The organism is Streptomyces sp. (assembly GCF_036566765.1).
GTDB lineage: Bacteria > Actinomycetota > Actinomycetes > Streptomycetales > Streptomycetaceae > Streptomyces.
The window spans coordinates 1-7,355 of sequence record NZ_DATCVQ010000119.1 but is presented as its reverse complement, the minus strand read 5'-3'; the positions used below and the strand labels follow the sequence as shown (position 1 = coordinate 7,355).

The 7,355-nt window shown below is 70.8% G+C and carries 6 protein-coding genes; 3 read left to right on the top strand and 3 right to left on the bottom strand.

Annotation, left to right across the window (positions count from 1 at the left end):
* Both VIU94_RS06285 and VIU94_RS06280 read right to left on the bottom strand, forming a co-directional pair.
* Nucleotides 1-1,506, bottom strand: a 1,506-nt coding sequence (locus tag VIU94_RS06285) for a hypothetical protein (protein ID WP_331908421.1), incomplete at its 3' end; no start/stop codon positions are given.
* 17 nt (nucleotides 1,507-1,523) lie between these two features.
* Nucleotides 1,524-3,794 (bottom strand): MMPL family transporter, encoded by a 2,271-nt coding sequence (locus VIU94_RS06280; RefSeq protein ID WP_331908419.1) that lies wholly within the window; start codon nucleotides 3,792-3,794, stop codon nucleotides 1,524-1,526.
* Nucleotides 3,795-3,939: 145 nt separating this feature from the next.
* On the opposite strand from VIU94_RS06280, the gene VIU94_RS06275 reads away from it, so the two are divergent.
* Nucleotides 3,940-5,775 (top strand): glycoside hydrolase family 15 protein, encoded by a 1,836-nt coding sequence (locus VIU94_RS06275; protein ID WP_331908417.1) that lies wholly within the window; start codon nucleotides 3,940-3,942, stop codon nucleotides 5,773-5,775.
* A gap of 9 nt (nucleotides 5,776-5,784) precedes the next feature.
* Here the strand turns inward: VIU94_RS06275 and VIU94_RS06270 are convergent, their stop codons facing one another.
* Nucleotides 5,785-6,183, bottom strand: a complete 399-nt coding sequence (locus tag VIU94_RS06270) for an MBL fold metallo-hydrolase (RefSeq protein ID WP_331908415.1) — start codon at nucleotides 6,181-6,183, stop codon at nucleotides 5,785-5,787.
* A 94-nt stretch (nucleotides 6,184-6,277) separates the two neighbouring features.
* On the opposite strand from VIU94_RS06270, the gene VIU94_RS06265 reads away from it, so the two are divergent.
* Nucleotides 6,278-6,709, top strand: coding sequence for a MarR family winged helix-turn-helix transcriptional regulator (locus VIU94_RS06265; protein ID WP_331908413.1), 432 nt, complete (start codon nucleotides 6,278-6,280; stop codon nucleotides 6,707-6,709).
* Nucleotides 6,706-7,023 carry a hypothetical protein gene (locus VIU94_RS06260; RefSeq protein ID WP_331908411.1) on the top strand — a complete coding sequence of 106 codons (318 nt, stop codon included), beginning with the start codon at nucleotides 6,706-6,708 and terminating at the stop codon, nucleotides 7,021-7,023. Before VIU94_RS06265 ends, VIU94_RS06260 begins: the two co-directional genes overlap by 4 nt.
* The last annotated feature ends 332 nt before the right edge of the window (nucleotides 7,024-7,355 follow it).

Sequence of the window (7,355 nt, the reverse complement as noted above, 5' to 3'; positions counted from 1 at the left end):
TTCCGCGACCGCCGCGTCTTCGTCCCCGAGGAGGGAGACGAGGACGTCCGTGGGCAGGGAGGGGTGTGCGGCGGCCAGGGGGCGGGAGCGGGGGTCCTCCAGGCAGACGAGGAGGGAGTCGGGCGTCGCGTGCGGATGGGCTGCGATCTTCTGGAGGGCCCTGCGGGGCGGAGCGGCCAGGTGCGCGATGTCGTGGAGAAGGGACGGGGACGCGTCGGGGTTGGCGGCCGCGCGGGTGGCGACCTGGGGGCCGAACCGGGCGAGCATGTCGCGGAGTCGGGCCTCGCTCAGGCCGGGGTGTGGGGCGATGGACTTCACGACCTTCGCGTCTCTGTCGGCGGCGAGCGCATCGCGTATGTCCGGTGGCAGGTCTCGGCGTTCGGACAGGAGCGCGCGTACGGCCGCCTGCGCAGACTCGGCCAGCTCCTCGATCTCGGCGGGCGTGGCGGCGGCGATCCGAGGCAACAGGGTCGAACCGATCCTGGTCCTGCCGGCCACATCGATCAGGAGGTCGAGCGGGATCCGCGGGTTGTGCGCGAGGCGGCGCCGTACGTCGTCGGAGCGGTCGTCGGCGAGTCGGCGCATCGTCACCTCGTCGATCGCGGGGTTCTCGGCGAGGTCGCCGCGTACGCCGGGAATCGGGTCGTCGGCGAGCCGTGCGCCCGCGTCGGGCGGCAGGTCCGCGCGGGCCGCGACCGCCTCGCGTATCAGGGACGACGGGTCGTCGACGAAGCGCACGGCCGCCTCGGCAGGCGTGGCCGGGTTCTCGAGCGCCGCCATGCGGATGGCGTGCAGGGTGGACTCGTGCGAGCCGTCGCAACGCGCACCGGCCGGCAGCTCGCAGTCGGTCCGCGGGCACTCCGCATCATGCACGAACGGCGTCTCCTCCTGGTCACAGACCAGGCAGTGCAGTGCGGCCGGCAGCGCATCCCCATCCAGCAGCGACGCCAACACCATCGGCGACGTCGCCTCATTGGCGGCCACCGCCCGCCGTACCTGCGCATGCGGGTGCCGGGCCAACCTTTCGGCCGGCGCCGACCACGCCGTCCACAGCGCGACTTCCTCCACCACCCCGATCTCCGAGTCGGCGAGGAGCGTCTCGACGACGTCGGGTGGCAGGTCGGGGCAGGCGGCAAGCCTCTCGCGGCGCAGGACGTCCTGGTCCCGCACCAGCAACCGCGCCCATTCCCCGCCCTGTTCACCCGCCGCCCCCTCTCCCAACAGGGCCAGCGCGGCCTGCGGTCGCGCCGCCGGATCGACGTCCGCCGCGACCAACAGGCCCCGGTACGCAAGCCCGGCCGCCGCAAGCTCGTCCGCCGCTGCCAGCGCCAGTACCTGAGCTCTCGTCAGGTCAGCTCGATCGGCCAGCTGTTGGGCGAGCCACTCGTCGGAGGACTCGACCGCGATCTCCGTCAGTCGGTCCACCAGCTCGGCCGGCAGCGCCGGGTTCGCGGCGAGGCCCTCCCGTACGCGCTTCAGCGCCTCAGCCTCCAGTGCATGGTTCACACGGGCATCCTGCCCGATCAGCCCTTCGCCGCCGCGTCCTTCTCCAGCGCCGCCTCGCCCTCCGTGTCCAGGTGCGGCAGCATGCGGTCCAGCCAACTCGGGCACCACCAGGCGTGCTCGCCCAGCAGCGTCATCACCGCGGGCACGAGCAGCAGCCGCACGACCGTGGCGTCGATGAGGACGCTGACCGCCAGGCCCAGGCCGAGCATCTTGATCACGATGTTGTCCGAGACGATGAACGCCGCGAACACGCTCACCATGATCAGCGCGGCGCAGGTGATCACCCGGGCGGTGATCTCCAGCGCGTGCGCCACGCTCGCCTTCGCGTCGCCGGTGCGCAGCCACGCCTCGCGCACCCGGGAGAGCAGGAAGATCTCGTAGTCCATGCTCAGGCCGAAGACGATCGCGAACATCATCATCGGCACGTAACTCTCTATGGGCACCTTGCCGTTGACGCCCAGCGCCGGCCCGCCCCAGCCCCACTGGAAGACGGCCACGACCACGCCGTACGAGGCCGCGATGGACAGCACGTTGAGCACCGCCGCCTTGACCGCGACCAGCAGCCCGCGGAAGACGACCAGGATGACGAGGAAGGCGAGCGCCACCACCACCGCGATGATCAGCGGCAGTCGGCTGGAGACGATCTCCAGGAAGTCCACCTGGGAGGCCGTCGTGCCGGTGACGTAGGTCTTGGCGTCGGTGCCCGCCACCGCCTGCGGCAGCACGTCGTCGACGAGGTGCTCGGTGAGCTGCGTGGTCTTCTCGTCCTGCGGGGAGGCCACCGAGTACGCCGTGCCGACGAGCACGTCGCCGTCCGACGTGGCGCGCAGCGGGGTGATGGAGGCCGCGTCGGGCACGTTCGTCAGCGACTGCTGGAGTTTGGTCGCGAGGTCGGCCCGGTCCTCGGACGGCACCGACGTCTGGTCCACGACCACCGTCAGCGGCCCGTTCGCGCCCGGTCCGAAGGCCGTGGAGATCAGGTCGAACGCCCGCCGGTCCGTGAAGGACTTCGGGTCGGCGCCGTCGCCGATGTGTCCGAGCTGGATGAAGAGGAGCGGGAACGCCAGGATCACCAGCACGACCACGCCGCCGACCAGGAACCACCACGGGCGCTTCTCGACCCGCTGCGCGTACCGGTGCCAGGTGCCGTGCGCCGGAGCGCCGGGCTCGGCGTCGGTCTCGGCGACCGGCTTGCGCACGTGGTAGCGGTCGATGCGCTTGCCGACGAGCCCCAGCATGGCGGGCACCAGGGTGAGCGCCGCCAGGACCGCGGTGATCACGGTGAACGCGGCCGCGAGGCCCAGTTTCCCGATGAAGGTGACCCCCGAGACCCACAGGCCGGACAGCGCGATTATCACCGTGCAGCCGGAGACGAGAACGGCCCGGCCGCTGGTGGTCGTCGCCAGGGCCGCCGAGTCGGCGGGATCGTGGCCGTCCATGAGGTTCTGCCGATGGCGGGTGATCAGGAACAGCGCGTAGTCGATGCCGACGCCCAGGCCGATCATGGTGGCCAGGGTCGGCGAGACCGTGCCGAAGGTGAAGGCGGCGGCCATCAGACCCAGCAGCCCCAGTCCGCAGATCACCCCGATCAGCGCGGTGACCAGCGGCAGGACGGCCGCGATGATGCTGCCGAAGCCGATGAGCAGGACGACGATCGCGACGGCGAAGCCGATCGCCTCACTGGTGCGGTCGTCGGCCACCGGCCGGGCGAGTTCGCCGAGCGGGCCGCCGTACTCGACCGTGACGTCGGCGTCGCGCAGTGGCTGCACGGCGGCGTCGACGCCGTTCAGGTAGTCGTCGCCGAGGGTGGAGGGCGGGACGCTGAAGCGGATGGTGATGTAGGCGGTCTTGCCGTCGGTGGACAGCGGGCCGGTGTTGGGTGTGCCGGTCGGCGGCGGCTGCGGCGTGGAGCCCGGCGGCGGCAGCGGGTTCTGGACGCTGAGCACGTCGGGCAGTTTCTGCAGGGCGGCGACGGCGGAGTTGACCGTGGACGCCTCGTCGGTCAGCGGCCCGGCGGGCCGGTTCAGCACGATCTGGGCGCCGTAGCCGCCGGCGGCGGGGTCGTGCGCCTCCAGGACGGCGAGGCCGTCCGCCGACTGCACGCCGGGGAGGGCGAAGTCGTCGGAGTACTCCCCGCCCACGAGCCGATCGGCTGCCTGCAGTCCACCGACGGCCGCCAGCCAGAGCACGATGACGACGATGAAATGGCGGGCGCACCAGTGCCCGAGGCGATAGAGCCCGCTCTTGCGCGGTGCGCGGCTGTCTTCGACAGCGCTTCCTGCGTTCATTTCGTGGCCGTATCCCGATGAGTACGTCCCCGAGCGAAGTGTGCACCGGGAGGGGTGCACGGCCCATATCGCCCATTGTTAGCCGCGGGCGGCGACCCGGCATCTCGACGAGCCTGCTCCCCCCAGCTCCCCGATAGTGGAAGGCATGAAGCGCTACCCGCTCATCGCCGACCACGGCCTGGTGGGCGACCTCCAGACCGCCGCGCTCATCTCCGACGAGGGCGTGGTCGACTGGTTCGCGGCCCCGCGCTTCGACTCCCCCGGCATCTTCTCGGCGCTGCTCGACCACGACCGGGGCGGCTACTTCCGGCTGTCGGTCGACGCGCCCGACGTGACGGTCAAACAGCTCTACTACCCGGACACCGCCCTGCTCGTCACCCGTTTCATGTCCCCCGACGGCGTGGGCGAGTTGCTCGACTGGATGCCGCCCGACCGCTCCGCGCACGCCTCCGACCAGCACACGATCCTGCGCATCATGCGCTGCACGCGCGGGAACGTCCGCTTCACCCTGGAGTGCCGGCCGCGATTCGGCTTCGGCGGCAATCCGCACGAGACCCGGGTAGAGGGACGTACGGCGACCTTCCGCGCCCCCGACGTCTGCGCCTTCCTGCAGTCCAACATCCCGCTGGAGCAGGACGGCCCGTACGACGTGCGCGGGCATCTCGACGTCGCCGAGGGCGGCATGGCGGGGGCCTCGTTCACGGTGGCGGGCCCGGACACGCCCGTACCGCCGCTGCCGGACGCGCACGAAATCGAGAAGGCCCTGTGGGACGCCGTCGACTTCTGGCAGAACTGGGTCCGTACGACGCGCTACCGGGGCCGCTGGCCCGACATGGTGCACCGCTCCGCCATCACGCTGAAGCTGCTGACCTACCTGCCCACCGGCGCGCCGATCGCCGCCGCCACGCTCGGTCTGCCCGAACAGGTCGGCGGCGAGCGCAACTGGGACTACCGCTACACCTGGATCCGCGACGGCTCCCTCGCGGTACGGGCCCTGCTGGACCTCGGCTTCGCAGAGGAGGCCGCCGCCTTCACCAGCTGGCTCACCGACCGCGTCACCGAGCGCTCGTCCGCCCCGGCGGCCGGGGGCCGACCGCTGCAGATCATGTACCGGGTGGACGGGGACCCCTGGTTGCCCGAGGAGATCCTGGAAAACTTCGAGGGGTACCGCGGCTCGTACCCCGTACGCGTCGGCAACGGCGCGGCGGACCAGGTGCAGCTCGACGTCTACGGCGAGGCGATGTACGCCCTCGGGCAGGGCGAGCGCCTGAACGCCCAGCCCACGTACCGGGACTGGAAGGCGCTGTCCGGGATGATCGACTGGCTGGCGACGTCCTGGGACCGTCCCGACGAGGGGATCTGGGAGACCCGGGGCGGGCAGCAGGACTTCACGTACAGCCGGGTGATGTCCTGGGTGGCCTTCGACCGCGGGCTGCGGCTCGCCGAGACGTTCGGCCGCCCGGCCTCCCTGGACGTCTGGCGCGCCGCGCGGGACGAGATCTTCGCGCAGGTGATGCACCGCGGCTGGAGCAAGAGCCGTTCGGCCTTGATCCAGTACTTCGGCGGCGACGTGCTCGACGCCTCGCTCCTGCTGATCCCACGCGCGGGGATTCTCAGCCCGACGGACCCGCTCTGGCTATCCACCCTCGACGCGATCGAGCGGGACCTGGTGAAGGACAGCCTGGTGTACCGGTACGACCCGAGCGCCTCGCCCGACGGACTGCGCGGCGCGGAGGGCACGTTCAGCCTGTGCACCTTCCTGTACGTGGACGCGTTGGCCCGGGCGGGCCGGGTCCGCCAGGCCCGCTTCATCTTCGAGAAGATGCTCACGTACGCCAACCATGTGGGCCTGTTCGCCGAGGAGATCGGCCCGAACGGCGAGCAACTGGGCAACTTCCCCCAGGCGTTCACCCACCTGTCGCTGATCATGGCGGCGACGACGCTGGACGAGGCCCTGGACGCCGTGGCCCAACGCGCATGACCTGCCCGCTCAGGCGTCGACCGGTTTCCAGACGGCTTTACCGTCGGCCCCCCGTACGACACGCCCGAACACGGCATCGGCGAGATGAATCCCGAACGCGATCGTGTCGGGCCGGCTCAACTCCTCCACGAGAAGCCGGCGGTGTTCGGCCGAGCGGACGGGGTCGTGGTCGAAGGCCGACGACCATTCGGGGTGCTCGATCTGGATCGGCGAGTGCAGCGCGTCGCCGAAGGCGACGAGACGCCGGCCGCCAGCGGTGACGACGTACTCGGCGTGCCCGGCGGTGTGCCCGGCGGCGATCCGGACGTGCACGCCCGGGAAGACCTCCTGCCCGTCGGCCACGGTCCGGACGTACGGCGCCAGGCCGCCGATCTCGCCGGCCATGCCGTCGGCCGGTCGCAGTGGCAATCTGCGGCAACGTGACGCCACCATATGCATCAAGCTAGAACCATACAAGCTTGAATAATCCCAACTTGATGCACTTGCTGGCTAGGATGAAGCCATGACGACGCCCCCGGAACCGCTCCAGGTCATCGCCGAGCGGGAGCTGTGCGGCCTGGTGAACGGGCTGGCCCAGCAGATCGCCGACCACGTGCGCGAGCGCGCCGTCCCCCTGGGCCTCACGGCGCCCCAGGCGACCGCGCTGCGCGAGATGACCGGCCCGATGACCATGCGCGAGCTGGCCGAGCGCATGAGCTGCGAGCCCTCCAACGCCACGTTCGTCGTCGACAAGCTGGAGAGACAGGGGCTGGTCGAACGCCGCGCCCACCCCACCGACCGTCGCGCCAAACACCTGGTCCTCACCCCGGCCGGCACCGCCCTGCGCGACCGCCTCCTGGAACTCCTCGCCCAGGACTCCCCGTTGGCCGGTCTCACGACGGATCAGCAGCAAGCCCTCCAGGGCCTCCTGGAGAAGGCGATCGTCCGCCCATGAGCCAGGAGACTCCGGAGGTCCTGATCGTGGAGGTCGACACGACGGCACCGGACGAGTTGGCCGTCATCGTCCGCTGCCTGGCGACGACCCGCCTGGGCGCCCACTTCCTCAGCACCACAGCGGACGCTCACCCCATCGACCTCCGCGTGACCGAAATCCGCCGCTACCCCACGGTCCCGGTCGAAGAAGTCACCCCGCCCCACGCCGCCCGCCTCATCCTGACCGCCCCCGCCGCCCACACCGTTCCCCTGAACCGAGGGGACATCCTCCGGGGCGCCAACCCACCCGTTCCACAGCGGCGACTCGGAACGTAGGTCGGGCCGGGAACGCAGGAGAGGCCGTGTCGGATTGCTCCGATACGCCTCTGAACTGGACGCCCTCGTCTCCCAGATCATGGATCAACGGCCATCCCCCTGACCCTCAGCGGTGGGAACCTTGTGTTGTGGTCCTGATGCGTACCGTGAACGCCGGGAGCCCTGGCCGCGGGGAGGTGTTACAACTGGGGTTGTGATGCCGTCTCCTCTCTCGTGCCCGGCGTACCGGTGCGATCGAACCTAGGCAGAAGATTCGGAAGCGTCGCCGGACAGGTCTTCGTCCTTCAGGTGGCGATCGTGGTGCTGCTCGCCGCCGGGGCTCTGCTGGCCCT

Excerpts from the sequence above, each read along its gene's own strand:
- VIU94_RS06280 (WP_331908419.1), bottom strand. The coding sequence starts at position 3,794 with ATGAACGCAGGAAGCGCTGTCGAAGACAGCCGCGCACCGCGCAAGAGC.
- VIU94_RS06275 (WP_331908417.1), top strand. The coding sequence starts at position 3,940 with ATGAAGCGCTACCCGCTCATCGCCGACCACGGCCTGGTGGGCGACCTC.
- VIU94_RS06265 (WP_331908413.1), top strand. The coding sequence starts at position 6,278 with ATGACGACGCCCCCGGAACCGCTCCAGGTCATCGCCGAGCGGGAGCTG.
- VIU94_RS06260 (WP_331908411.1), top strand. The coding sequence starts at position 6,706 with ATGAGCCAGGAGACTCCGGAGGTCCTGATCGTGGAGGTCGACACGACG.